Origin of the sequence: Paraburkholderia sp. SIMBA_053 (genome assembly GCF_046534895.1) — a bacterium.
In the GTDB taxonomy this organism is placed as follows: domain Bacteria; phylum Pseudomonadota; class Gammaproteobacteria; order Burkholderiales; family Burkholderiaceae; genus Paraburkholderia; species Paraburkholderia caledonica.
The window spans coordinates 1-23,369 of sequence record NZ_JAWRXU010000005.1 but is presented as its reverse complement, the minus strand read 5'-3'; the positions used below and the strand labels follow the sequence as shown (position 1 = coordinate 23,369).

Genomic DNA, 23,369 nt, shown 5'->3' with positions numbered 1-23,369 from the left:
ACGGGCGCAGTGATGGTTGATATCCTGCCGCCGATCATCGATCGCGTCATGGAAGCGCATCCGAGGTTCGGGTTGAAATCATGGTGGATGACCAGCTTGTCGATATTGTGGCAGTGGGTTGCGACGCTGGCATCCGATTCGGCGAGCATCTTGCACTAGACACCATGGCCTTGCCAATTGGGCCCGCTCACCAGCGGATGGCGTGGGCGGCTGCTCCCGGCTACCTGGCCGCTCGCGGTGTTCCCGAACACCCGAGCGACTTGCTGAACCACGAATGCATCCAGTTGCGTTTTCCGAGCGGCGCCCTTGTCGAGTGGTTATTTGAGCGTGGCCCGCAAACGGTCCGACTCGATCCGCCTGGCCGCCGCATCGTCGGTGTGGATGGTGTTTCGGCAGCAATCCGATTTGCGCGCGAAGGACGGGGCGTCATCGGCACCTTCGAAAACTGGTTAACCCCCTTTTTAGAAAGCCGAGCTACATCACGTCTTGCATGAGTGGTGGCATCATTCGAAGGACCTCAACTGTATTCCTCGAGCAGATTGAACTCCGCTCCGCTTAAAGCATTCATCGAATTCGTTAAGGGGGAACAGAACGCTACCCGAGGTTAGCCTGTGGCGGCGGACTGTCCCAAATCGCGTCACGCTGGAGATGACGTGGCTTAACACCTTGTCCGGTAGCCTGTGTTCAGTTCTTTCATGGAAAACTGCTGTCGAAGCCCAATAGCCGCTAATCGTTTCTGTAGTTTCTGTAAATTGCGCTAATGCAAGAATGCTGGTTCGCGTTCGATCGTCGCCCCTGCGCGGCCCGCGAACGGAGCGGCGCGACCGGCGACTAATCGACGAACTCTCGAACAGTGGGGCTTGCTACGCATGCAAGCCAGTTGGCGCCGCACTCGGTGCATGCCAGCATTGGGAGCGCGTCTTTCGTCTTGCCCGAAACTGCCTTGCAAGGTAAGCCGTGGGCAAGACCGAAGTGCTCAGTGATTGTTGATAGCCGCGGCCGTCCGCTCGGTGACGGCCTTACCACCTGTGTGGCGGCGGAATAGGGCGACCCTCTGCAGCCGCAGCGAAAGAAGTCCCGGCTTTCGCGGATGTCAACGTGGGTTTAGCTACGCAAGACCTTATTGGCCGCGGGCGCCTTAGCTTCAAGAGCCTGATGTGTGCGCCCGCGCCACTGACGCGGCGATCGCGGGCGCCGAGCTTGCGGTTTGAAGCCAACCAGGGATCACTGACACCGGCGGCTCTTGGCAAAGAGTCAGCACTGACATTTGCGATTCTCCATAGAGACTCGCCCCGGTTCCGGATTTTCCGGTGGTGCACTAGACGATCGAAAGATTCTGCGCCATGCGGTTTAAACAACAACAACGGGCCGCCGCCATTAACGTCTGGCGCCTGTTATCCCAAGCATGCGCCGGGTCGCCTTCAGAGCCCGCTCGAACTGATCATCGTTGCGCTCAATTTTTGCCATGACACTGGCACCAAGCCACAGGGAATACAGCGCCGAAGCAACGTCCAGAGCTGGTTGGGAGACCGCCACAGAGCCGTCCGCGACCCCGGCTTCGATTGCGCGGGTTAACCGCGAAATGATTCCTGCTGTACCCTCTTTGAGGACCAGGCGCATCGCTTCAGATAAGTCAGCCACTTCAGCGCCGAGTTTGACGGCCAAACAGCGGCCCTGATAGTCGAACGCCAACTGGTGCTCCCGCCATCCTGCCCAGTAAAGCATAAGCCCTTCGGCTGCCGTCAGACCATGCTTCGAAAACATCTCATCCATGTTGCGATGGTAAGCCTCAAAATAGTCTGAGAGCAAAGCTTCGCCAAATGCATCTTTTGATGCGAAGAAATGATAGAAGGAGCCTTTTGGCACGCCCGCCTCTTTCAATATCTCGGTAAGTCCGACAGCGGTGAAGCCCTTGCGACTCATACGTCGCTGACCGGCCGCTAGTATTTCTGACCGGGTCTGATGTTCGTGCGCTGCTGGCTGCATAATTTTCTCCGCGTAGACCGGTCGCTTAGCTAAGGGAAGCAGTTTATGACCCCCTATGATACACAATACCGGCGCGAAGGAGATCGGGGAAGACGCCGGCGGCAGACCAGTCGGTCTAGGCTCCACGGGGTGGTGGTAGAAGGTTCCGGCACTGAACGAGCAAGGCGAGCAAAATCCCGCAGCCCGGTCCTCAGGCATGACGTTTCGCGTCGGCCCCCTCGGAAAAAAACCTCCTGGAGATGGGGAGTCCGCTAGCCCGGGCGTTCGCATCGGTCGATTGTCTGTGGAGAGCGCACCAGCATCTGCATTCGTTCCGCAACAATGTTGCTCGTTGCGGCACAATTACAGAGTTCAATTCATCCCAATGCGAACGATGCGAAGAAGCAGATCTGCTTCGGCTCGAAACTAACCGGTGTTGAATGCTACAGGTTATGCTCAACGGCTTTGTTTTGGGCAAGCGCATCGGCATGCGCCATGATCTCCATGCGCGATCCTGATGGGTCACCCGACTTGATCATTTGTAAGGGACCGTCTCGCGATCATTAGCGGTCGGTTCGCATGGGCCCGGTGAATGCAAACAGCCTTCGACCTGCCCGGCATCGCCCAACGCCATTGCGAGTTTCGTTCGATCAAGCCCGCCTTCCCACGCCGATACCACGATCGTCGCCACGCCATTGCCCACGATGTTGGTCAACGCTCTGCATTCGGACATGAAGCGATCGATGCCGAGAATTAGCACCATCGCACTGACAGGAACGGTCGGCACGACGGACAGGCTTGCAGCAAGCGTGATGAAGCCCGCGCCCGTCACCCCCGTCGATCCTTTCGAGGTCAGCATCGTGACGAGCAACAGCGTGATTTCCTGCGCGAAGGACAGCTGCGTATTGGTCGCCTGCGCGAGAAACAGCACCGCGAGCGTCATGTAGATGTTGGTGCCATCCAGATTGAACGAGTAACCGGTCGGCACGACTAGCCCCACGATACCGCGCGGGCAGCCCATACGTTCGAGCTTGTCCATTAGTTGCGGCAACGCCGCTTCGGACGTCGACGTACCGAGCACGATCAGCAGCTCGTCGCGGATATAGAACAGGAAACGCCAGAGACTGAACCTGCACAGACGCGCGACGATGCCGAGCCCGATCGCCACGAACAGAAATGCGGTCAGATAGAAGGCGCCAATGAGCTTGAGCATCGGCAGCAGCGAGACGATGCCGTATCGGCCGATCGTGAAGGCCATCGCGCCGAAGGCGCCGATCGGCGCGAGACTGGTGACCATGCGAACAATGCGGAAAAACGCCTTCGAGAGGGTCTCGACCAGGTGCGTGACCGGCGCGGCGGGCTCGCCCATCAGCGCCAGCGCGGTGCCGAATAGCATCGCGATCAGCAGCACGGGAAGGATATCGCCCTGAACCAGCGCACCAACAAACGTTTCGGGTATCACATGCGCGATGAATCCGGCGATGCCGTCGCCATGCGCCGCCTGCGCCGCATAGCCCGACACGGCGCGCGCGTCGAGCGTCGCCGGATCGACATTGAAGCCCTTGCCAGGCGCGAGCACATGCGCGGCGAGCAAACCGATCGCCAGGGCAAGCGTGGATGCCGCTTCGAAATAGAGCAGCGCCTTGCCGCCGACACGGCCGACCTTCTTCATGTCCTGCATGCCGGCGATGCCCGTCACGACCGTGCAGAAAATCACCGGCCCGATAATCATCCGCACGAGCTTGATGAACAGATCGCCGAGCGGCTTCAACGCAACCGCGGCTTGCGGTGCGAAGTCGCCGAGTAGCACGCCGGCAATAATGGCAGCCAGCACCTGGACATAGAGAATCGTGTAGAACGGTTTGCGTTTCATGTGTCTCCTCGTTGATTGAGGCAAAGGGAAGCCCTTCCCTTCTTCGATCGGAGGGGAATCGGCCTGGCGAAAACAGGGACGCCGCTGCCGCGCGCGGCGGGAAGTGCGGTTACATCACTTGCGCCCAGGGATGCCGGGCGAAATGCAACCGCTCGAATGCTTCGATCTCGGCAAGGGAGTCGAGCGTCAGGTCGACGGTATCCATACCTTCGATCACCATGCGCTTGTGGCGAGCGCCAATCGGATACGCATACCGCTCACCCGACGCGGACCTCACCATCTGCTCTTCGAGATCGACCGACATCGATATGCCGGGCGTTTCGATCGCCTGGTGTGTCAGCGCATCGATGGCGTCGGGCTCCAGTTGCACGAGCAACAGACGGTTATTCATTGCGTTGAAGTAGAAGATTTCCGCAAAGCTCGGCGCGATGACGGCCTGGAAGCCGTATTGCTGCAATCCCCACACAGCGTGTTCGCGGCTCGACCCGCAGCCGAAGTTCGCGCCGCCGATCAGGATGCTCGCGTTCGCGTAAGCGTTCCGGTTGAGAACGCAGTCCGCCCGAGGCGCACCCTGCTCGTCGAAGCGCAGGTCGTACAACAGACCGTCGGCGAGCCCGGCTTTGTCGATGATGCGCAGGAACTGCTTCGGCATGATCTGATCGGTGTCGAGATTGTCGATCGGCAACGGCGCGGCGCTGCCCTGAATGATCGTGAGTCGGGTCATGATGCAGGTACCTCCAGCGTGCGGACATCGGTGATGCAGCCGGTCAGCGCGGCGGCCGCCGCCATCGCCGGACTCATTAGATGCGTGCGGCCGCCGCGTCCCTGGCGGCCTTCGAAATTGCGGTTGGTGGTGGACGCGCAGCGTTCTCCGGCGCCGAGCACGTCGTCGTTCATCGCGAGACACATCGAGCAGCCTGGCTCGCGCCATTCGAAGCCCGCGTCGATTAGCGTCTTCGCGATGCCTTCCTCCTCGGCCGCCCGGCGCACGCTGCCCGAGCCAGGCACAACCATCGCGCGCACGCCTGCCGCGATGTGCCTGCCGCGCACGATGGCGGCCACGGTGCGCAAGTCTTCGATGCGTCCGTTGGTGCACGAGCCGACGAACACGCGGTCGATTCGCGTGCCCGCAAGCAACCGATTGGCCGTGAGTCCCATGTAGTCGAGCGCGCGACGCAGCGATGCGGCGGCGCTGGGCGTCGTTTGCGCGGCTTCGTCGGGGATCGGTTGATCGATGGCGATAGCCTGGTCAGGACTGGTACCCCAGGTGACAAACGGGGCGATGTTCCGCGCGTCGAAGCGGTGCTCGGCGTCGAAGTGCGCGCCTACGTCGGAATGCAGGCCTCGCCAGTCCTCGATTGCGGCTTTCCACGCCGTATCGTCGAGTGACGGCGTGTGGGCGCGCACGTATTCGTAGGTAATCGCATCAGGCGCGATCAGCGCGGCGCGCGCGCCGACTTCGACCGTCATGTTGCACAAAGTCATGCGCGCCTCGGCCGAAAGCGATGCGATCGTCGAACCGGCGAATTCCACGGCATAACCACGCGCGCCTTGCGCGCCGATCCTGCTGGTGATCCAGATGACGACATCCTTCGACGACGTGCCATACGGAAGGGCGCCATCGATCGTGATGCGCATGGTCCGCGCGACCCGGTACACGAGCGTTTGCGTCGCGAGCACGTGCTCGACCTCAGACGTGCCGATGCCGAAGCCCAGTGCGCCAAGCGCGCCGTACGTAGTCGTATGACTGTCACCGCACAGCACGACCATGCCGGGGCGAACCAGCCCGAGTTCGGGCGCGACGATGTGCTCGATGCCTTGCAGCGGGTCGTTCTCCCCAAAAAGCCGGATGCCGGCGCGTTCGCAGTTGCTCGCCAGGTTCCGCGCCTGCAACAGTGACGCTGCGTCGCGAATCACGCGCGGCGACTCGGCGTGGGTTGGAATGATGTGGCTCACGACGGCGAGCTGCTGTCGCGGACGGCGCACCGCGCGGCCGCGTGCATTGAGCGCGCTGAATGCTTGCGGGCTGGTGTACTCGTTCATCAGATGCAGATCGGCGTACAGCAGCACGTTGAGTTCGTCGATACGCGACACGGTGTGCGAATCGACAAGCTTCTGGTAAAGGGTTCGTTCGGACATGGGATTACTCGGTTAGAAATGGCAGCACGCGTTCGAGAAGCTGGCCGGGCGCTTCCTCGGGGATGTAGTGGCCGCAAGGCAGCGCCTCGCCCTGCACGTTCGGCGCATACGCCCGCCACTCGGCGAGCGGATCGAAGCATTGTTCGATCACGCCTTCGGCACCCCACAGCGCCATGAAAGGACAACCGATCCGCTGCGGCGATGCGAGGGTCGCGCGGTCGTGTTCGAGGTCGATCGTCACGCTCGCGCGATAGTCCTCACAGATGCCGTGAGCCGTATCGGGGTCGGACAGACAACGGAGATATTCCGCATAAGCCGCCGCCGTGAACGGAGCGAGACCGGCACTACGCGCACCGATGGTTTGCCTGAGATATAGATCGGGGTCCGCACGGATGAGCGTCTCGGGGAACGGAGCGGGACGCACCAGCACGAACCAGTGCCAATACGCGCGCGCGAAGTCGAACGAGGTCTGCTCATACATCGCGAGCGTCGGCGCGACATCGAGCGTCACGAGGCGCGTCACGACATCCTGGTGATCGAGCGCCATGCGAGCCGCGACGCGCCCGCCCCGATCGTGGCCGATCACCGCGAACGATTCATGTCCCAGCGAGCGCATGAGTCCGATCTGATCGAGCGCCAGGCGGCGCTTCGCGTAGTTCACATGATCGGCCGTGCCCGGCGGCTTGCCGCTGTCGCCGTAGCCGCGCAAATCGGCAGCAATCACTGTGAAATGCTCCGCCAGCGTCGGCGCCACCTTGTGCCAGATCACATGAGTTTGGGGATGCCCGTGCAAGAGCAGCAGGGCGGGGCCGCGCCCGCCCTGAATTGCGTGAATGCGTACGTCGTCGACGGTCGCCGACACGCTCCTGAAACCTTCAAACATGGTTGTCTCCTGATCGTGATTCGAGTCTAATTGATGAATCAAACGATTTGATTTCCTTGAAAGCATTCCGGCCGTAACTTAAAGGAATGAATCGGCGGATCTTGGAGCACGGAGATGGATGGTTTCTCGGACCTGAGCCTGTTCGCACTCGTGGCGCGGCACCTCAATCTGGCGGCGGCCGCGCGCGAGCTAGGCGTGACGCCGCCGGCGATCAGCAAGCGGCTGGCGCAACTGGAACGGCGCCTCGGTGTGCGCTTGATGAACCGCACGACGCGACGTCTGAGCCTCACACCGGAGGGCGAGCTCTACTTATCGAGCGGCTCGCGCATTCTGGACGAGTTGTCGGAACTGGAGCATCGCGTCACGCAAAGCCGTGGCGAACCGACCGGCTTGCTGAAGGTGAATGCGTCGTTTGGGTTCGGGCGCGCGCGTATCGCGCCGGCGGTGTCGGAGTTCGTCGAGCGCTATCCGGCAATGAAAATCCTGCTGCAACTCACGGACCGGCCGATGAGTCTTCAGGACGAGGGTTTCGATCTCGGCATTCGCTTCGGCGAGGTTCCCGATGCGCGCATCAACGCGCGGCTCCTGCTCGAGAACAGGCGAATCGTGTGCGCGTCGCCCGACTACGTGGCGCGGCACGGCAAGCCTTCGGTGCCACACGATCTGACACGGCATGCGTGCATTGTTCTCCGCGAGAACGAGTCGGCTTACGGCACATGGCATTTCTCTCGTGGCAAGCGCACGGAGACGGTCAAGGTCGATGGGGCGTTGGCCAGCAACGACGGCAGCGTCGTGCTTCATTGGGCGCTCGAAGGTCGCGGACTCGTCGTGCGATCGCAGTGGGAAATCGAGGGACATCTCGCCCGCGGCCAACTAGTGCCATTGCTCGCGGACTGGTCGCTGCCGGATGCCGACATCCACGCGATCTATCTGGAGCGCAACCAGCTTTCGGTCAAGCTGAGGACCTTTGTCGACTTTCTCGGCGAGTATCTCCGTAGGCCCTGGACAATCAGGTAACAAGGCCCCAAGGGCAGCTACCTTGCAACCGGAGACGATAATTCGACCCGAATGCGCCTGATTTTCGGGTGGAGATCTGGACTCCGACGTCAGCTATTTTCATGTTGCGATTCAATAGGTCCGCAGGCTTCATAGCGCATGAAAGTGACCCTTACGATCGGATGGCGGGTCGCGTGCGGAGCCGACGCTTTAACGTCCGAGCGGCGTGAACGTGGACGGCCAGCGATTCGGCCATGCTGTTGACATAACGCCTGTCGTCCGCAGCCTCAGCGGCTGTGCTGGCACAACCCATGGGGCAGTCGCGGTTGCTCGGGCGCCCTACACGGCCGCGCGCACACCCCGGTGCCATCGCTCGTCATTGCATTGAGGTTGCACCGGCATTTGACCTGACGTAGCGTAACCGTGTTATTTCAGATGGGCATGTTAATTCATATGGCCGAGAGAATCATGGTCAATGAGCACATCGTCCGTAGCGGGAACGAGGCTGATGCAAAAGCCGCGATCCAGCGAGTGTTCGGGCGCGTCGGCTGGGACGTCGAGAAAATCGACCGGCCCCACGCGGGCTCCGGGTTTTCGCTCTCAGGCCACGGCGAGCGGGACCATGCCGTGCTGAAAACGTTGGCAGAGGGTCGCGCGGATCGCGTCACGTCACTCTCTGCGCAGGCGCTGCTGGAAGCGCGCAGGCACGCAGGCCGAAAGCACTGCCCGGTTGTGATTTACGGGTGGGTAGCGCCTCGACCGCCTCATCGAACGATTGAAGGACTTTCACCGGAATATGGCGATCGTGTGCCGTCGCGCTGATATCCCCCATGGACTGCTTTACGTAGATTTCGATGGGTTCACCGGTCTAATCGACGACGCTGCCGTGCGAGCGCAGCACCATTCCCATTCCTCGCCGGCACCGTTGGTGCTTTCCGGTCTTGCCCAGTGGATGCTGAAGCTGCTGCTCGCGGCCGACCTCGGTTGCGCCGGGCTCATCGACGCGCCCGACAAGCGGTACCGGACTGCAACCGAACTGGTGACCGCGGCTCGGGCGTCAGTGATGAGTGCGACGCCTAATCAACGCACTGAGGCAGGAGCGTTTCATTGAGACGGTGCCGACGTTGCGGCTCGTGCAACGACGCCGGCTCGCGGAACGCTGGAAGGCGGCCTACCAAAAACCCGTCGTCTCCCTGAACATGAAGTTCGTGAATCCGGGCTTCGAGCCGCAGGCGCAGCTCGAGAAGCTGCTGCAAAGGGAAGAGGCGATCGGCGGTCTGTTTTACGCGGCGAAGATACTCGGCTTTGACCACGTGCATGGGGCTGGTCCTGCCGTCTGGGTATCAGGTTTCGACTCGGCGCTCGCGTGGCGGGGCCTGCGGCCTGCGCTCGAGGGTGAATGTGCCGACGTGATCCTCCGTCAGCACGCTTATCCACGCTCGCTTACGCGCGGTGCCGTGCAGGTCGGCAACGTGCGCGTTTCTCACATCATCCAGACGTGGCTCGATGTCTCCGCGCATGCCACGCGCGGCGCCTGAGCTTCCCCAGGTGCTGCGAGGCTACCTCGACACTGTTCTGCGTGCGGACTGAGCGGAGACGCGCAAACCCATCAACGTCGGCACCGGATGACTGCAATTGCCGCATGGCATGTCAGGTCGTGCGACGTCGACACCGGGTGTGGAAGTCGACCCGTCGGATTGCGCTGCATTGAATCGGCGGTTTCGTCCCGGCTTTTCAGCGCAGATCGACAGGAATGCGACTGTGGGATCATCGGGAGTCACACCTTTCAGACGCCCAATGGCACGTCCTCCGATTTCTTCCGAAGCCTCAGCCCGCGCGAAAATCAGCTTGCAGCGATCGACGCCGTTTGCGCCGAGTTCAGGGTCGCTGATCGCGCGACGGTCGTTAAAGCCTGCGGCACAGGCAAGACGTCGCTTGAGCCGGAGATCGATGCGCTCATGGGCGCGCGCTACACGCTGGTCCTCGCACCGACACTTGGCCTGCTCTCCCAGACAATCCAGACCTGGCTGCGCCAATACGCGAAAAGGAACGGTTGTTACTTTCCGTACATATCGAAATCGAAGTACTTGGCTTCGATCGTGCGATACGTGCCGTCCTTGAGCAATTCAGCGATTGCACCGTTCAACGCATCGCGCAGTTGCGGCTCCGATTTGCGCACGCCCGCCGCATCGCCGTCACCCATGATCTTCGCGTCGTAGACCACATCGCCTGCGAATGAGAAGCCCTTGCCGGCCGGCGTTGCGAGAAAACCCAGCTTGCCCTGCACGGCGTCCATCAGCACGGCATCGACGCGGCCCGCCGTCAGATCGGAATAAGCCTGGTCGTAGCTCGGATACGCGACCACTTCCACGCCCGACGACGCCCACTTCTCGCGCGCATAGGTCTCCTGCACCGTGCCTTGCTCGACCGCGACGCGCTTGCCCGCGAGCTTCGACGCTTCAGGCAGCAGATGGGCGCTGTCCTTCGCGATCAGGCGCGTCTGGTTGCGGTACAGCCGGTCTGTGAAGTCGATCTGTTCGCGGCGTTTCGCGTTCGCCGCCATCGACGACAGGATCACGTCGAACTTGCGCGCCCGAAGACCGGGAATCAGTCCGTCGAAGCTGCTTTGCACCCACACGCACTTCGCCTTCAGTTTCTCGCAGAGTGCATTGCCGAGGTCGACGTCGAAGCCCACGACCGTGCCGTCTTTTGCGATCGATTCGAACGGCGGGTACGTCGGATCGACGCCGATGCGGATCGTGTTCCACTCCTTGGCCGATGCCATCGTGCTCGCGGCCATCAGGGCGAGCAGGGCGGCGCTCAACATCGTCTTTACGCGTGTGGTCTTCATAGAGGCTCCGTGTGTCATGAGTGTGATGCGGTGTGGTGTCGTTTCGTCTGCAATGGATGGGATCAACTGGGAAATTCGCCGCGGGTGAAGTCGTCGCTGAGCGCGATAGAGTCGGCGATTTCGTCGACCGTAACGGGTTTGATCGGCGCGCGAATGCGGTAGTAGCCCACGTCGCCGACCGCGCGTTCCTGCACCTGCGCGATGAGTTCGCCGACCGTCGCGCCACACCATCGGCCCTGACACGGACCCATGCCGCAGCGTGAAAACGCCTTCATCTGGTTCGGCCCCTGACAGCCAATTGCCGCGATGGCGCGAATCTCGCCCGCGGTGACTTCCTCGCAACGGCACACGATGACGTCGTCGGTGGGACGGCGCAGCGCGGCACGCGGCGTGTAGAGCGTATCGAGCAGCGGGCGCACGGCGAGATGCCGTTTCATCGCGAGCCGCGAGCGGCGGCCTTGCGCATCGCGCGACGCGGCATCGAGCGCGCCGAGTTCGCGCGAGATATCGAGTGCTGCAAGCGTGCCCGCATGCGCAGCCGCTTTCGCGCCGCCGATGCCCGCGCCGTCGCCAGCAATCCACACGTGCTCGACCGTGCTGCGTCCGTGTGCATCGGTGCGAGGGCGCCAGCAGGCCGACGAGGCATCCCATTCGTGCTCGCAACCGAGCGAGCGGGGCAGTTGTGTCGACGGAATCACGCCCTGATGCAGCAGCACGAGCGAGGTATCGATCGAACGACGCGTGCCGTGTTCAACGGTGAAATGCACGCGCTCGGCGCGGACTTCGGCTTCGATCGAAAACGCACTCGCGCCGCGATAAATGGGCATGCCCGCGCGCTTTACCGCGCGCATCATGCGCAGACCCTTCAGCAGATAATCGGCGCCCGTGAGCGCGGGCAGCGCATGAGGCAGGGCGGCGCGCCAGGCATCGCGCGGCGTTGTATCGATGATGGCGCGCACGCGGCGTCCCGCATTCAGCAACTGCGATGCGAACAACCACAGGAGCGGTCCGCAACCGGCGAGCACTGCGTCCTGCGATGGCGCGAGTCCCGACGATTTGAGCAGCGTTTGCGCCGCGCCGATACCCATCACGCCCGGCAGCGTCCAGCCGCGCACCGGCCACGGACGCTCCTGCGCGCCCGTCGCGACGAGCACCGCGCGCGCCGAGATGTCGAGCGTGCCGCCAGGTTGCGCACCTTGCGCGCGTCGCGTGAGCATCGCGACGGCGCGGCCGTTTTCAAACGCGATCTGCCATACAGCGCAACGCGCCAGATGCTTCGCGCCGCTGGCATCGAAAGCTGCAATCAGCGTGCGACCGCCGATATACTCGTCGCCGAACAGGTGCGCATCGCTGAGCGGAGACTGCGCGGCGTTGCGATAAATCTGTCCACCGGGCGCTTCGCCTTCGTCCGCGACGATCACATCGAGACCCGCACGGCGCGCAGCGATCGCCGCCGACATGCCCGCCGGGCCCGCGCCGATGATCAGCAGATCGCACGTCAACTGTGATGGACGCTGCATCATGCGAGCCTCGCCTTGCCCGACATTGCGCGTACACGCATGCCGTCGCAGACGCGCGTCATGCACGCCTGCACGTTCGGCACGCCGTCGACTTCGACGAGACAGTCAAAGCACACGCCCATCATGCAGAACGGTCCGCGTGGCGCGCCGCTAACGGGGGTGGTCCGGCAGGCGAGCGCGCCGCTTTCGAGCATCGCCGCGGCGACCGTGTAGTGTGATGGCACATGCCGGTGCGTGCCGTCGATATCGACGCGCACGGTCGGCGCCGGCAAGGCGACGAGAGATTCAAAGTACGTGGGCATCGGTCGAATTAGAGAAACGCGTCGCGACGAAGGGATCAAGTATTGCGGGGTGCGCGCCGCCCGCGATCCACGGCGCGATCACGTCAGCGTGGGCGGCGGCGAGCGTCACGCCGCTATGGCAGATGGCGAGGAACGCGCCCGGATGCGTGGACGATTCCTCGTAGACCGGCAGGCCGTCCGGCGTCATGATGCGAAGCGCGCCCCACGCCCGTACGATGCGCGCATGCCCGAGCACCGGAAATGCGGTGCGTGCGCGGCGCGCGATATCGGCCATGACGGCGCGCGTCTGGCCGTCGTCGAAGTCGACGGCTTCGGCCGAATCGCCGAGTAGCACGGAGCCTTCGGGCGTCTGCCGCACGACGAGCGTCGGATAGTCGAGAAACGGCGCGAGCCGCTCCGTCACCATGATCTGGCCGCGCAGGGGCGTGATGGGTGCGAGCATGCCGACCATCGGCGCAAGGCGTTGGTTGTCGAGGCCTGCGGCGAGCACCACGCGTTCAGCTTCGAGCGTGCCGTGCGGCGTATCGATTTCGAAGCGCGCCGCGTAGGGGCGGATTTCGCGGACTTCATGGTGCGGCAGATACGTGCCGCCCGCAAGCGCGAAGGCCTGCTGCATCGCGCGCAAGGTATAGAGCGGGCTGGCGTGTCCGTCATGCGGCGAGTACAGCGCGCCCGCCAGCTTGTCCGATGCCGACGGCACGCGCGCCTTCAGCGCATGGATATCGAGCACCTCGTAAGTGAGCGACGCGTCGCGCGAGCGAATCGATTCCAGCAATTGCTGGCCCGCCTCGATCTGCTCGATGGTTTCGCACAACTCGATGCCGCCGGGGCGCTCGAAGCCCGCATTGACGCCGGCCTTGCGCTGCAATTGCGCGGCGAATGCGCCCCAGCGCTCGGACGATTCACGCGACCATTGCGCGTAGGGCAGGCACCGGCCGCCCTTGCCTTGTACCCAGACGAGCCCGAAATTGCCACGTGCCGCACGATGCGCCGAGTCTGCGCCGTCGCATACGGCCACGCGTTTGCGTGCACGGGCGAGTCCATAGGCGATGGCCATGCCGACGAGTCCTCCGCCGGCGATCACGATGTCGAAGCGGCGTGCCGTGTTATGAGCCAGCTTATGCTGCATGAAATGGGTTTGCTGCCTGTTTTGCAAGTCGAGACCGAACTTTGGGCGCTGCAAAAAACTGCGTCAAATGCCAGTTTGTCGGTCACCTATAATCCAATGTTATGGACACTTCTGAACTCAAGATTCGCCAGATCGAGGCCTTTCGCGCCGTCATGCTTCGGCACACGGTCACCCGCGCCGCGCAGTCGCTGCATATTTCGCAGCCTGCGGTGAGCCGCCTTATCGCCGATCTGGAAAGCCGCGTCGGCTTCGTCCTGTTCGATCGTCAGCAGGGACGGCTCACGCCCACGGCGGAAGCGCGCGTGTTGTCGGAGGAGGTGGAGCGCGCGTTCGTTGGCATGGACCGCATCGCGCAGGCGGCGCGGCAGATACGCGCAATGCGACGCGGGTCGTTGCGCGTCGCGGGTTCACCCGCCGTGGCGCTCGATTTGCTGCCTGCGGTGATCTCGCGGTTCGTGGAGAGGCATGCAGGTATCGACATCAGTCTGCTCACGCATAGCGCGACGACGGTCGCGGAAAAAGTCGCGTCCGGACAGTGCGATGTCGGCGTGATCGCGGAGCCGATTCCGCATCCTGCCGTCAAAAGCGAACGCCTGGCGAATGCGGTCATGCGTTGCATCGTGCCGCGCGGGCATCGGCTGGCGCGAAAGGCATCGTTGACTCCCGCGGATTTACGCGGCGAGCGCTTCGTGTCGTTTCCGCAGAGTTTCGATGCACGCAGCGCTATTGACCGCGTTTTCGTCGATGCACGCGTCGCGCGGGATCTCGTGATCGAGGCGCAACTCTCGCAAGCCATCGTCGCGCTCGTCGCCAACGGCGCGGGGGTCGCGCTGATCGATCCGGTCACCGCTGCATTTGCGCGGCAGCGTGTGGCCGTCAGGTCATTCACGCCCGCCGTGCCGGATCATTTCTATATCGTGACCAATGCGTCCAGGCCGTTCTCGCTTGTGGCAGAGACGTTTTGCGGCGCCATGCGGGAAGCGTTCGAGCGCGCGATAGCTGATATCCGCGAAAAATAGCTCGTGATTCCGGCGCCTGTCCTTGCGCGTGCGTCGGCATATTGAGTCAGAGCTATTGCAGGCGGAACTGCATTAAGGAGCCTAAGGCGCTCTGCACAGTGTCAACCCTGAGACGACGGCGCAACGGACCACGGGTCATCCCGTTCCACATGCCACCGACTGCTCTACACCCCAATTGCCGCAGCGGTCTTCGCTACCGCGTTGCCCGATTCTTCAAGCCGTGCCGGGTCATAGCGCGACTCCCGCATCGAGATGCAAATGCTCGCCGTCGGCGCGCCGTCTGAATCGATGGCCGGCGCACCGATCGTGCACACCGCGGGACGATACTGCGAGAGATTCACCGAATAGCCGGGTCGCCGGATGCGCTCGAGTTCCAGACGCATCTCCGTGGGATCGGATGGCGTTGTGTCGCTGAACTTGGGCAAATCACGGCTCAAGATTTCGTCGACGTCGGCTTCATTCATGTACGCCAGTACCGCCAACCCCGTCGCGGTCGCGTGAAACGGACTCCGATCGGTCTTTAACACCGCCGCGCGGAACGGCAGTCAAACCTCCGCTCAGCACCGAGAAACTGACAGTCACCCACCTGGCGCCCTCGTCGCATCCCTCCGCGCGCACTAACACCCAGTGTGCTTCAAAGGAGCTTGTTGCGACATTGCCTTTAGCAGGGCGTCAGCCATTAACTGACGCAAACGCCCGGCACTGCGACCTTCTTGGAAGAGGTGTGGCGAAGTTCCCGAGGACGGATAGGCAACTGGCGCAAGGCTCGCTCGCAACGTGGACACGGTACCTGGAGGTCCCGATGGCAAGCGATCAATCCTGTACCGCTGCTCGGCGGGGCGCGCTGCCCCTACTCTCCGCAACTCGCGTTAGAGCCATTAAGAACATTTCAGCGTCTTAAGTTGCGACCAAAACTAACATTGGCATAGTTGCCGGAAGCGTAGCACGACGCTCCTCCTCGAGCGATGCACCGACAGCAGCGACATGAGGACAAGGTCCATTTATCATCACAAGGAACTCGCAGATGAGCCGGATCACTACGCCTGACGGTACGGAGATTTTTTTACAACGACTGGGGTACCGGTCAGCCAATCATCCTGGTCAGCGGGTGGCTTGTGAGCGCCGACATGTGGGAATACCAGGCGCATTTTCTCGCCAGCAATGGATTTCGAGTGATCGCCTATGATCGTCGAGGTTTCGGACGTTCTAGCCAGCCGTGGTCCGGCTACGACTACGATAGTCTCACCAGTGATCTGGACGAGTTGATCAGGCAGCTCGACCTCACTGACGCCATCCTGGTCGGCTACTCGATGGGCGGCGGAGAAGTTGCAAGATACATCAGTACTCGTGGATCGAAACGTATCGCCAAGGTCGTTCTGCTCAGTGCGACTACCCCTTTACTAGTGGCGCGGGCCGACAACCCGGCGGGGGTGCCCGGGGACGTCTTCGATGGGCTGCGGGCCGGCATTGTTAAAGATCGCGCCGAATTTCTGGTGAGTTTTGGCCGCGCTTTTACTGGGGCCGATCGCGACCCGTCCGCGGTCACGCAGGCGATGCTCGACTGGACATTCGATATGGCAATTAAAGCGAGCATCAAGGCGACGCATGACTGCATTGCCTCCTTTTCGGAAACCGATCTGCGTCCCGACCTGGCAAAGTTCGACGTCCCTACATTGGTCATTCACGGCGGCGCAGACCCTGTTGTGCCAATCGAACTTTCAGGCAAGAAGTCCGCCTCGCTTATTCCGGATGCGAAATTCATCGTCTACGACGGCGCCTATCATGCTCTCTACTACACGCATAAGGATCGCCTCAATCAGGACATATTAAGCTTCGCTCGATTGTCGTAGGATCGCCACTGGAGACGGCCGGGCGACTTCCGGGATCCCACAGGAATCGGGCACGACCGTAGGAATTGTTAGCGTTAGCAGCATCGCATGCGCCAAGTGAGTGGTTGCGGACACGCGGCTGGCGCTTGTGGGTCGCTAATGCAGTTTGAACGAGCAGCTGAGCCCCCGCGAGTCGTCGCGGCCGGTCGTGGCCGCCGGCCTGTTGCTGCCGGCCTGTTGCTGCCGGTCGCCCACTACCCGTGCGCAGCCATTCGAGTGGCCGCTCCAGTCAAGATAAGACAGTCCCTTCGAGCTGAATATTGAACGGCGCGGAAGGGTCGGCAAGGGAAGCTCGCCGATCTACGCGATCAGCGGCGAGCCCGCTCCTCCGACGAACTTCCGGGGGCGGCCAGTGAGAGACGTTGAACCAGGCAGTCAAGCAGGCGTTGAAACGTCTGCTCCGCCTCAAATAACGTAAGCGCCTGGTCGAAGATGTGGGTAGCCGTTCTCCAATTTTCACAGTGACAAGCAAAGAGGTTGACCGCTGCAAGTCTCTATCGCGGCTGCTTATTAGGAGCATGCTGCGGCACCTTCGCAAGCAGGATGTTGAGGCCTTCGGAGATCAACGGGTGCGCAATGATTGCATCGCGCACGGCCGTATAAGGCAATCCGCCGAGCATCGCCATCTGCACCGCAGTCACTACCTCGCCGGCATTGGCGCCCAGCATCGCAAAGCCAAGGATAGCGTCTGACTGCGCGTCGATCAGCATTTTCATGAAGCCCTTCGTCGCGCCGTTCGTCCGCGCCCGCGGCACCGCCGCCATCGGCAGCTTTGCAACCCGTACCGCGATGCCGCGCGCCTTCGCGTCGGCTTCGCTGAGACCGATGCGACCGATGCGACCGAGTTCCGGCTCGATAAAGAGCGCATACGGAATGATTCTGTCGCGCGTCGTTTTCGCATCTGCCCCAGCGAGTTGCGAGTGCAACACGCGGTAATCGTCGAACGATGCGTGTGTGAACATCGGTGTCCCTGCCACCTCGCCGATGGCCCATGTGCGCTCTGCCGTAGTCGCGAGACGTTCGTCCGTTTTGATGAAGCCGCGCGCGTCCACTTCGACCCCAGCGGCGTCGAGGCCGATACCGGACGTGACAGGGGTGCGGCCTGCCGCGACCAGAAGATGACTGCCGCTGACCATGCTGCCATTCTGCAGTACAACTGTCACTGACTCTCCCGACTTGCCCGTCACGCTGGCGGGTTTCACACCGGTTCTGATATCGATGCCTTCCTCTTTCATTGCCGCCTCGATCGCCTCTGTGACGTCCTCGTCTTCACGCATCGCCACGCGTGGCGCATCCTGTATCAGCGTGACCTTGCTGCCCAGTCTATGGAATGCCTGCGCCATTTCGAGCCCGATATATCCACCGCCGAGAATGATCAGGCTTTCGGGTAACGTCGTCAGCACCAGCGCTTCGACATGCGTCAGCGGCTCGGCGGCCTTTAGCCCGGGCACGTCCGGAATCGCCGCCGTCGTGCCCGTGTTGATGAGAGCATGCTCGCCTTCGATCATTCGCAGATCGCCATCATTCGTTTTCACTTCGAGCCGGCGCGGTCCGACAAAGCGGCCCGTGCCGAACACGAGTTCGAGGCCGGAGTCACGCAATGCGTTGCGGTTGATTTCCACCATACCGTCGACCACGGCTTTCACGCGCTGCGACACTTTGGCCATGTCTGCGGCCTTGCCATCCTCTCGATGCAGTATGTATTCAGTGCGCGCCGTCTGGATCAGCGTCTTGGTCGGTATGCATGCCACGTTGATGCACGATCCGCCGATCATGCCTCGTTCGATGACGGCAACCTTGCGGCCCGCCTGAGCGAGTTCCATCGCCAGTGTCTTTCCACCCTTGCCACCGCCAAGAAATACATACTCGAAATGCTCGATCGTTGTCATCGCGGAGTTCCTTTTTGCCCGTCAACTACCATCGCCCGACATGGGCGGTACCTTGAAAATCAGCACTAGCGTCATGTGCTGCACGCCAATCCATCACGACGGCGCTTACGCCTGAGCGACCGATCGCTCCAGATGACGATGAATCTGCGCAACGACGGCAGCACCGTCTCCCACTGCCGCGGCGACCCGTTTTGTCGAGGTGGAGCGGACGTCCCCCGCACAGAACACGCCGCGCACGCTTGTTTCGTGCTCTTGCAACCCAGCTCCGGCGGCTTCGCCCGTACGCACGAAGCCGTTTTTGTCGACGGCGACGCCGCATCCGCCAAGCCACGATGTGTTGGGAGATGCACCCGTAAACAGGAACACGTGTTCCGCAGATACAACCGACCGTTGCGTCCCGCTCAAAAGCTCTACTTCCTCGAGTGTCGTGGTGCCTCTAAGCGCGGTGATCTGAGTGCCGTACGTCACGTCGACATTGTCCAGAGTAGCGATACGATCGATGAGATATTGCGACATACTGGCCTTCAGGTTTTTTCCACGTACCAGCATACGAACTCGTCGCGCGCGCGACGCTAGGTACACGGCGGCCTGTCCCGCGGAGTTTCCGCCGCCGACCAGCAATACGTCTTGTCCGGCGCAAAGCTTCGCCTCGACGGGCGAGGCGCAATAGTATGTTCCTCGTCCCTCGAAGCGTTCCAGCCCTGAATGTCGGGTCTGCGATAAGCCGCGCCCGAAGCAATAACGATCGTTCGGGACCGGATGGTCACGGCGGAGCACAACCGCAGCGCGAACGGCGTTATGCCGCAATCGAGGCTTTCCGCCTGAGCGGGAATGGCTACGTCGGCTCCGAATTTCTGTGCCTGTACGTACGCGCGGGCGGTGAGCGCATGCCCCGAAATCCCTGTTGGGAATCCGAAGAAGTTTTCAATGCGAGCGCTGGCACCGGCCTGTCCGCCCGGCGCACTATGATCGAGTACGATGACTCTCAGCCCCTCGGACGCGGCATATACGGCTGTCGCCAAACCCGCTGGATCCGCTCCAACGATTGCGACGTCGTAAACATCCTCCGGATCGAAATCAGGGAGCCAGCCCAAGGCGTTGGCAAGCTCCGCCTCATCGGGTGCTCGCAAGATGGTCCCGTCTGGATGCAGCACGAGCGGGTAGTCGGAGTCATCGCGTACCCGCTTTGCTACGTAACGGGCTGTCTCGTCGTCTTCTGACGACGCGCCGATGACTGCATGGAGAACATTGTTACGTCGCAGAAAACTTTGCAATGCGTGGAGGCGGGCGTTATGCGGTTGGCTGACTATAACGATCCCATTGCCTCGCTCGATAAGAGCAACCCGCCTGAGAATAAGAGCCCGCATAATGCGCTCACCCAGCTCTGCTTCGGCGATCAGCAGCGCCCGGAGTCCGTCGGGCAGGATGTGAATTGCCGATACGTCCCCGACAGCATCGCCATCTACTATGCATCGACCGCCGGATAGCTGTCCGACTTCTGCAACGAAGTGTCACGGACCGTTTTCGCTAACGACGGCATGACGCCGTCTTGCGGATCTTGTCCAGCTCGACCGCGGCTTCCCTCTGCCGGGCCTCTTCTATCAGCTTTTCCAGTTGCTGTTTTTCTGCAAGCAGTTCTATGTATCGAGCCATCGTGTTGATTTTCCGTCGGGTATGATGGACGATTCTGCCAGGCGCGAATCGTTGTCAAGCGTCGACTCTGGCTGGCGAGGCGCGATGTCTGATCGGCTGCGCCAACGGTAGGTGAACTTCAACATCCGCAATATCGAACATCGATGAAAAGAATTTCTGTGCGCCGCTCTACCGTCCACGGTCGCGGCGTCTTTGCTTTGCAGCCACTAAGTGCAGGCGAGCTCATCATCGAGTACACCGGTACGGTGATGAGCTGGAAGCGCGCGGTAAGCCGCCATGCGAAATTCGGCACCGAGGGGCATACGTTCCTCTTCGGGCTTGCCGATGGTCGGGTCATCGACGGGTCCGTCGGCGGGAACAGCGCGCGATGGATAAACCATGCGTGCGTCGCGAACTGTGAAGCCGTCGAGTCAGAGGGTAGAGTGCTCATACACGCGCTCGCGAATATTCGGGCCGGCGAGGAACTGTTCATCAGCTACGGTCTGACGACAGAGGGTCGCGCCTCCGCATCGGTAAGAGCGCAGTACGCATGCCGCTGCGGTCACCGTCGGTGCCGCGGAACGATGCTGGCTGGTGCGTGAATAGCAGGGCGATGTCGGCGATTACCCGGCTTCGGTGCTCAGGTCTCTGGAATGCCGCGTTCGAGGTCCGCGATGTTCTGGACCGCAGCGGTGTACGAAACGTAGGGCGTTGCTCCATGCACTTCGACTGTAGCCGACGCGTCGCCCACGGCATCGCGCACTGCGGCAATGGTTCGAGTGAACGCTTCACCCTGAAAACGGGCTTCCTGTTCGGCCGACGTGCCGGCCAGGTTAATCGTGATCTGCATGAATGTTTCCCGTTTGGTTTTGGGGGCCGCACGTTCCCTGTTCGCGCCGCTTTATAAGACCAAGTAGCGGGAGCGCGCGGATACAGCAAGCTTTTCCTGTGTTAATCGTCGTTGAGACCAGACGCTTTAACGAGCGCTGAAATAGCCTCATCCTTCGCTTTGAAGCCAGGCCGAGCAACGTCGCCGCGCGAGTACCGCGACCAAGCGTTGTGCTACTGCTGACCTGCTTCGCGAACCGGCGCCACTTCATGCCCATGCGTCGCGGCTCGGTAAGCTTGCTCACCAGGCGCTCATGGGTAGCTTTTCCGCTAAATCTCGTATGGGACCCGTACACCGGGCTCGTCCGCGGGGAAATCCTTCGTATTGCGCGAAACCAACAGCATTGAATTCACTTGTGCGGAGGCCCACACAATCGCATCGGGCAGTCGAATTCGCCTTTGTTTGCGAATCTCTACCGCCCGATTTGCGATCGCAGCGTCGAGCGCAATCACGTCAAACGAACCGAGCCACGTGCGAACAGCCACCTCATCTTCGGGTGTCGTGCCAACAAGGACCTCCATCCAGGTGATCGTGCTAATAGTACGATACTCATAGCGCCCAATTTCTTTCTTTGCCGCGCCGACACCGTTGAGGTAGTCGATTAGGACGTTCGTGTCAAAAAGCGCCCTTACCATTCTGAGCGAAGTTCCTGTTGGTATTCGAGACCGTCAACTTTCTTGCTTTTCCACAGCCCGAAAACGTCGGCCCCACGTGCTCGCTTGTGTTGCGCGATATAGGCCTCGATCGCGTCGCGGATGACAGCGGCGCGGGGACGTTGCTCCGTCTCCACGAGGACCGCCAACTCTTCAACTTGCGCATCAGGTAGATCAACTAGGATTCGACTCATCATCGCCTCGTTTCGTGATATACATATCGTATATCATTTTGAGATTTGACAGCAAGCGGTTTTCGAACGCTCCGCTGGAATGTCGGCATTTTTGGACCTTACCTTAGTCGAATCCATCGTCGAACGCGGCGGCTGCTTGCCGACCTACCAGTGTGGGACGGGGCGGCAGCGCTGTCGCCTGACCTTGAAAAGCTCAGCCTGTACGCCGAGCAGCGAACTGGGTATGCGATTCCGTGGAATGCTCATCGTCCGTTCGGGGCCGCGTATTGCCGATCGTAGACAGGCAGTGATCGGCCGATGCTGTTGAAAAAGCCGCTGTCGGCCTCTCTTGCGAGGTTTTAGAGGGCGTTCTTGCCATTGACCAGAGGTCGCGAGCGGCTTGTAGTTCGATCTGAGAGGTCAATTTTCGCGCGAGCAAACAGAAAAAATCTCGAAACGACTTTTTCAATAACATCGGCCAGGAGCCGCCGGTCGAGGCGTCTATCCACTTTGCATGCCCGAGGTCTCGTCCGTCCCCGCGCAATGACCGGTTTCCGGCGAGAAAATTGACAGCGGTATTGCCTCGAGGCGGCCAGTTGCAGCCGTTCGCTCCTGTCGGCGCATGGTCATTCGAGGGGCGGCTCCCCGACCCGAAATGGACGATCGATATGCTTCACAACGGTCATTTGAATGGTGCATCATCGATACCGGTCCGTGTAACGGATGACGCGGACATCCGCAGGCGCCGTATCTGTCAAAGTGGCAAAGCATCCGCCGTTTGGGCGGCGCGGTTAGATTCCCTGGCACAACGCCGATAAGGTGACTACGATTCTGTCCGGGGGGTAAGCGCACGGTTCCCGCGCCTCCGGTAGGATTGCGGGCCGTTGGCATCTACCCTCCGCGGAAGGAGCAGATATGTCATCCTCGTCATTAAGTGGTCCGATACAACTCACGCCTTCTCGCCCTCAGTCGTCCAGGTGTTGATTTGCACGGAATCCTGACCCACGATTTGCATTGAATTCTGACCCACCCGTTGGACCAGCTTTGCGGGTTATTCGGTGGGTGTCTGGATCTTCTTTCTCTCCTTCTTTGGCTGTGTTGTGCTGTTTCTGAAACGGTAGCTATCGTTGCCTGTTTCTACAATGTGGCAGTGGTGCGTGAGCCGGTCGAGCAGCGCTGTGGTCATCTTTGCATCGCCAAACACACTGGCCCACTCAGCGAAGCTCAGGTTGGTGGTGATGATGATGCTGGTTCGTTCGTAGAGCTTGCTGAGCAGGTGGAACAGCATGGCACCGCCGCTCTGGCTGAACGGCAGATAGCCGAGTTCGTCGAGAACCACAAGATCGGCATACATGAGCCGCGTGGCGAGCTGTCCGGGCTTGCCCACGAGCTTCTCCTGTTCGAGCGCATTGACCAGCTCGATGGTGGAGAAGAAGCGCACGCGGCGTCGATGGTGCTCGAGGGCCTGCACACTGATCGCGGTTGCCAGATGATCTCGTACCGACTGTCAACGCTTGTTCGCGGTCTTCGAATGACGTTTTACGCCGGTTCTGGCATGGGCTGATTC

General features: G+C 61.4%; 20 protein-coding genes and 5 pseudogenes. 8 read left to right on the top strand and 17 right to left on the bottom strand.

The annotated features are described in order from the left end of the window. Window positions 1–71: 71 nt before the first annotated feature. Window positions 72–494: pseudogene (locus SB753_RS17870) on the top strand (LysR substrate-binding domain-containing protein); the annotation flags it as partial. 883 nt (window positions 495–1,377) lie between these two features. Here SB753_RS17870 and SB753_RS17865 read toward each other — a convergent pair. The 5 genes from SB753_RS17865 to SB753_RS17845 form a co-directional block, all read right to left on the bottom strand. Then, on the bottom strand, window positions 1,378–1,986 hold the full coding sequence (locus tag SB753_RS17865; RefSeq protein ID WP_042317837.1) for a TetR/AcrR family transcriptional regulator: 609 nt from the start codon (window positions 1,984–1,986) through the stop codon (window positions 1,378–1,380). A gap of 514 nt (window positions 1,987–2,500) precedes the next feature. Beyond that, the gene (locus SB753_RS17860) at window positions 2,501–3,838 is read right to left on the bottom strand and encodes a dicarboxylate/amino acid:cation symporter (protein ID WP_114196660.1); all 1,338 of its coding nucleotides are present in this window, start codon (window positions 3,836–3,838) and stop codon (window positions 2,501–2,503) included. A 109-nt stretch (window positions 3,839–3,947) separates the two neighbouring features. Next, window positions 3,948–4,562 carry a 3-isopropylmalate dehydratase small subunit gene (gene leuD / locus SB753_RS17855; RefSeq protein ID WP_408492772.1) on the bottom strand — a complete coding sequence of 205 codons (615 nt, stop codon included), beginning with the start codon at window positions 4,560–4,562 and terminating at the stop codon, window positions 3,948–3,950. Then, entirely contained in the window at window positions 4,559–5,977 is a 1,419-nt protein-coding gene (leuC, locus tag SB753_RS17850) for a 3-isopropylmalate dehydratase large subunit (protein WP_410801084.1), read from the bottom strand. Before leuC ends, leuD begins: the two co-directional genes overlap by 4 nt. A 4-nt stretch (window positions 5,978–5,981) precedes the next feature. Continuing rightward, complete coding sequence (locus tag SB753_RS17845; protein ID WP_408492770.1) at window positions 5,982–6,860, bottom strand: alpha/beta fold hydrolase; 879 nt, start codon at window positions 6,858–6,860, stop codon at window positions 5,982–5,984. A gap of 114 nt (window positions 6,861–6,974) precedes the next feature. Here SB753_RS17845 and SB753_RS17840 point away from each other — a divergent pair, with 114 nt between their 5' ends. From SB753_RS17840 to SB753_RS17825, 4 genes and pseudogenes are all read left to right on the top strand, one after another. Then, entirely contained in the window at window positions 6,975–7,877 is a 903-nt protein-coding gene (locus tag SB753_RS17840; protein ID WP_408492769.1) for a LysR family transcriptional regulator, read from the top strand. 775 nt (window positions 7,878–8,652) lie between these two features. Beyond that, a complete protein-coding gene (locus SB753_RS17835) occupies window positions 8,653–8,967 on the top strand; it encodes a hypothetical protein (RefSeq protein WP_410801082.1) in 315 nt (104 codons plus the stop codon). Window positions 8,968–8,980: 13 nt separating this feature from the next. Further along, window positions 8,981–9,394: a hypothetical protein gene (locus SB753_RS17830; protein WP_410801080.1), complete on the top strand. Its 414-nt coding sequence runs from the start codon at window positions 8,981–8,983 to the stop codon at window positions 9,392–9,394. A gap of 87 nt (window positions 9,395–9,481) precedes the next feature. Then, a pseudogene (locus tag SB753_RS17825) lies at window positions 9,482–9,877 on the top strand (DEAD/DEAH box helicase family protein); the annotation flags it as partial. 35 nt (window positions 9,878–9,912) lie between these two features. Here SB753_RS17825 and SB753_RS17820 read toward each other — a convergent pair. From SB753_RS17820 to SB753_RS17805, 4 genes are all read right to left on the bottom strand, one after another. Further along, complete coding sequence (locus SB753_RS17820) at window positions 9,913–10,707, bottom strand: ABC transporter substrate-binding protein (protein ID WP_410801078.1); 795 nt, start codon at window positions 10,705–10,707, stop codon at window positions 9,913–9,915. Window positions 10,708–10,769: 62 nt separating this feature from the next. Beyond that, a complete protein-coding gene (locus tag SB753_RS17815; protein ID WP_410801076.1) occupies window positions 10,770–12,230 on the bottom strand; it encodes an FAD-dependent oxidoreductase in 1,461 nt (486 codons plus the stop codon). Next, window positions 12,227–12,529, bottom strand: coding sequence for a (2Fe-2S)-binding protein (locus SB753_RS17810; protein ID WP_410801074.1), 303 nt, complete (start codon window positions 12,527–12,529; stop codon window positions 12,227–12,229). The genes SB753_RS17815 and SB753_RS17810 overlap by 4 nt, the downstream gene beginning before the upstream one ends. Next, the gene (locus SB753_RS17805; RefSeq protein WP_410801073.1) at window positions 12,513–13,658 is read right to left on the bottom strand and encodes an NAD(P)/FAD-dependent oxidoreductase; all 1,146 of its coding nucleotides are present in this window, start codon (window positions 13,656–13,658) and stop codon (window positions 12,513–12,515) included. The genes SB753_RS17810 and SB753_RS17805 overlap by 17 nt, the downstream gene beginning before the upstream one ends. 101 nt (window positions 13,659–13,759) lie before the next feature. Between SB753_RS17805 and SB753_RS17800 the strand changes: the two genes are divergently transcribed. Further along, window positions 13,760–14,677, top strand: a complete 918-nt coding sequence (locus tag SB753_RS17800) for a LysR substrate-binding domain-containing protein (RefSeq protein ID WP_408492763.1) — start codon at window positions 13,760–13,762, stop codon at window positions 14,675–14,677. Between the two features lie 164 nt (window positions 14,678–14,841). Here SB753_RS17800 and SB753_RS17795 read toward each other — a convergent pair whose 3' ends face one another. Further along, window positions 14,842–15,204 carry an IclR family transcriptional regulator C-terminal domain-containing protein gene (locus tag SB753_RS17795; protein ID WP_408492762.1) on the bottom strand — a complete coding sequence of 121 codons (363 nt, stop codon included), beginning with the start codon at window positions 15,202–15,204 and terminating at the stop codon, window positions 14,842–14,844. Between the two features lie 497 nt (window positions 15,205–15,701). Here SB753_RS17795 and SB753_RS17790 point away from each other — a divergent pair. Further along, a pseudogene (locus SB753_RS17790) lies at window positions 15,702–16,527 on the top strand (alpha/beta fold hydrolase). Window positions 16,528–17,060: 533 nt separating this feature from the next. On the opposite strand, the gene SB753_RS17785 reads toward SB753_RS17790, so the two are convergent. The 3 genes and pseudogenes from SB753_RS17785 to SB753_RS17775 form a co-directional block, all read right to left on the bottom strand. Next, window positions 17,061–18,455, bottom strand: coding sequence for a dihydrolipoyl dehydrogenase family protein (locus SB753_RS17785; protein ID WP_410801071.1), 1,395 nt, complete (start codon window positions 18,453–18,455; stop codon window positions 17,061–17,063). A gap of 105 nt (window positions 18,456–18,560) precedes the next feature. Further along, window positions 18,561–20,014 (bottom strand): annotated as a pseudogene (locus SB753_RS17780) (NAD(P)/FAD-dependent oxidoreductase); the annotation flags it as partial. After that, on the bottom strand, window positions 19,983–20,108 hold the full coding sequence (locus tag SB753_RS17775) for a hypothetical protein (RefSeq protein ID WP_408417651.1): 126 nt from the start codon (window positions 20,106–20,108) through the stop codon (window positions 19,983–19,985). The pseudogene SB753_RS17780 and the gene SB753_RS17775, both read right to left, overlap by 32 nt. Window positions 20,109–20,251: 143 nt before the next feature. Here SB753_RS17775 and SB753_RS17770 point away from each other — a divergent pair, with 143 nt between their 5' ends. Beyond that, window positions 20,252–20,689: an SET domain-containing protein gene (locus tag SB753_RS17770; protein WP_408417650.1), complete on the top strand. Its 438-nt coding sequence runs from the start codon at window positions 20,252–20,254 to the stop codon at window positions 20,687–20,689. A gap of 38 nt (window positions 20,690–20,727) precedes the next feature. Here SB753_RS17770 and SB753_RS17765 read toward each other — a convergent pair whose 3' ends face one another. From SB753_RS17765 to SB753_RS17750, 4 genes and pseudogenes are all read right to left on the bottom strand, one after another. Beyond that, entirely contained in the window at window positions 20,728–20,937 is a 210-nt protein-coding gene (locus tag SB753_RS17765) for a hypothetical protein (RefSeq protein WP_408417649.1), read from the bottom strand. A gap of 308 nt (window positions 20,938–21,245) precedes the next feature. Further along, a complete protein-coding gene (locus tag SB753_RS17760) occupies window positions 21,246–21,611 on the bottom strand; it encodes a type II toxin-antitoxin system VapC family toxin (RefSeq protein ID WP_408492759.1) in 366 nt (121 codons plus the stop codon). Further along, the gene (locus SB753_RS17755) at window positions 21,605–21,823 is read right to left on the bottom strand and encodes a ribbon-helix-helix protein, CopG family (protein WP_408417655.1); all 219 of its coding nucleotides are present in this window, start codon (window positions 21,821–21,823) and stop codon (window positions 21,605–21,607) included. The genes SB753_RS17760 and SB753_RS17755 overlap by 7 nt, the downstream gene beginning before the upstream one ends. Window positions 21,824–22,853: 1,030 nt before the next feature. Continuing rightward, window positions 22,854–23,300 (bottom strand): annotated as a pseudogene (locus SB753_RS17750) (ATP-binding protein); the annotation flags it as partial. Window positions 23,301–23,369 lie beyond the last annotated feature (69 nt).

Bases quoted from the DNA above. Each gene is read 5' to 3' on its own strand.
- SB753_RS17865 (WP_042317837.1), bottom strand. From the start codon at position 1,986: ATGCAGCCAGCAGCGCACGAACATCAGACCCGGTCAGAAATACTAGCG.
- SB753_RS17860 (WP_114196660.1), bottom strand. From the start codon at position 3,838: ATGAAACGCAAACCGTTCTACACGATTCTCTATGTCCAGGTGCTGGCT.
- leuD (WP_408492772.1), bottom strand. From the start codon at position 4,562: ATGACCCGACTCACGATCATTCAGGGCAGCGCCGCGCCGTTGCCGATC.
- leuC (WP_410801084.1), bottom strand. From the start codon at position 5,977: ATGTCCGAACGAACCCTTTACCAGAAGCTTGTCGATTCGCACACCGTG.
- SB753_RS17845 (WP_408492770.1), bottom strand. From the start codon at position 6,860: ATGTTTGAAGGTTTCAGGAGCGTGTCGGCGACCGTCGACGACGTACGC.
- SB753_RS17840 (WP_408492769.1), top strand. From the start codon at position 6,975: ATGGATGGTTTCTCGGACCTGAGCCTGTTCGCACTCGTGGCGCGGCAC.
- SB753_RS17835 (WP_410801082.1), top strand. From the start codon at position 8,653: ATGGCGATCGTGTGCCGTCGCGCTGATATCCCCCATGGACTGCTTTAC.
- SB753_RS17820 (WP_410801078.1), bottom strand. From the start codon at position 10,707: ATGAAGACCACACGCGTAAAGACGATGTTGAGCGCCGCCCTGCTCGCC.
- SB753_RS17815 (WP_410801076.1), bottom strand. From the start codon at position 12,230: ATGATGCAGCGTCCATCACAGTTGACGTGCGATCTGCTGATCATCGGC.
- SB753_RS17810 (WP_410801074.1), bottom strand. From the start codon at position 12,529: ATGCCCACGTACTTTGAATCTCTCGTCGCCTTGCCGGCGCCGACCGTG.
- SB753_RS17805 (WP_410801073.1), bottom strand. From the start codon at position 13,658: ATGCAGCATAAGCTGGCTCATAACACGGCACGCCGCTTCGACATCGTG.
- SB753_RS17800 (WP_408492763.1), top strand. From the start codon at position 13,760: ATGGACACTTCTGAACTCAAGATTCGCCAGATCGAGGCCTTTCGCGCC.
- SB753_RS17785 (WP_410801071.1), bottom strand. From the start codon at position 18,455: ATGACAACGATCGAGCATTTCGAGTATGTATTTCTTGGCGGTGGCAAG.
- SB753_RS17775 (WP_408417651.1), bottom strand. From the start codon at position 20,108: ATGGCTCGATACATAGAACTGCTTGCAGAAAAACAGCAACTGGAAAAG.
- SB753_RS17770 (WP_408417650.1), top strand. From the start codon at position 20,252: ATGAAAAGAATTTCTGTGCGCCGCTCTACCGTCCACGGTCGCGGCGTC.
- SB753_RS17765 (WP_408417649.1), bottom strand. From the start codon at position 20,937: ATGCAGATCACGATTAACCTGGCCGGCACGTCGGCCGAACAGGAAGCC.
- SB753_RS17760 (WP_408492759.1), bottom strand. From the start codon at position 21,611: ATGGTAAGGGCGCTTTTTGACACGAACGTCCTAATCGACTACCTCAAC.
- SB753_RS17755 (WP_408417655.1), bottom strand. From the start codon at position 21,823: ATGAGTCGAATCCTAGTTGATCTACCTGATGCGCAAGTTGAAGAGTTG.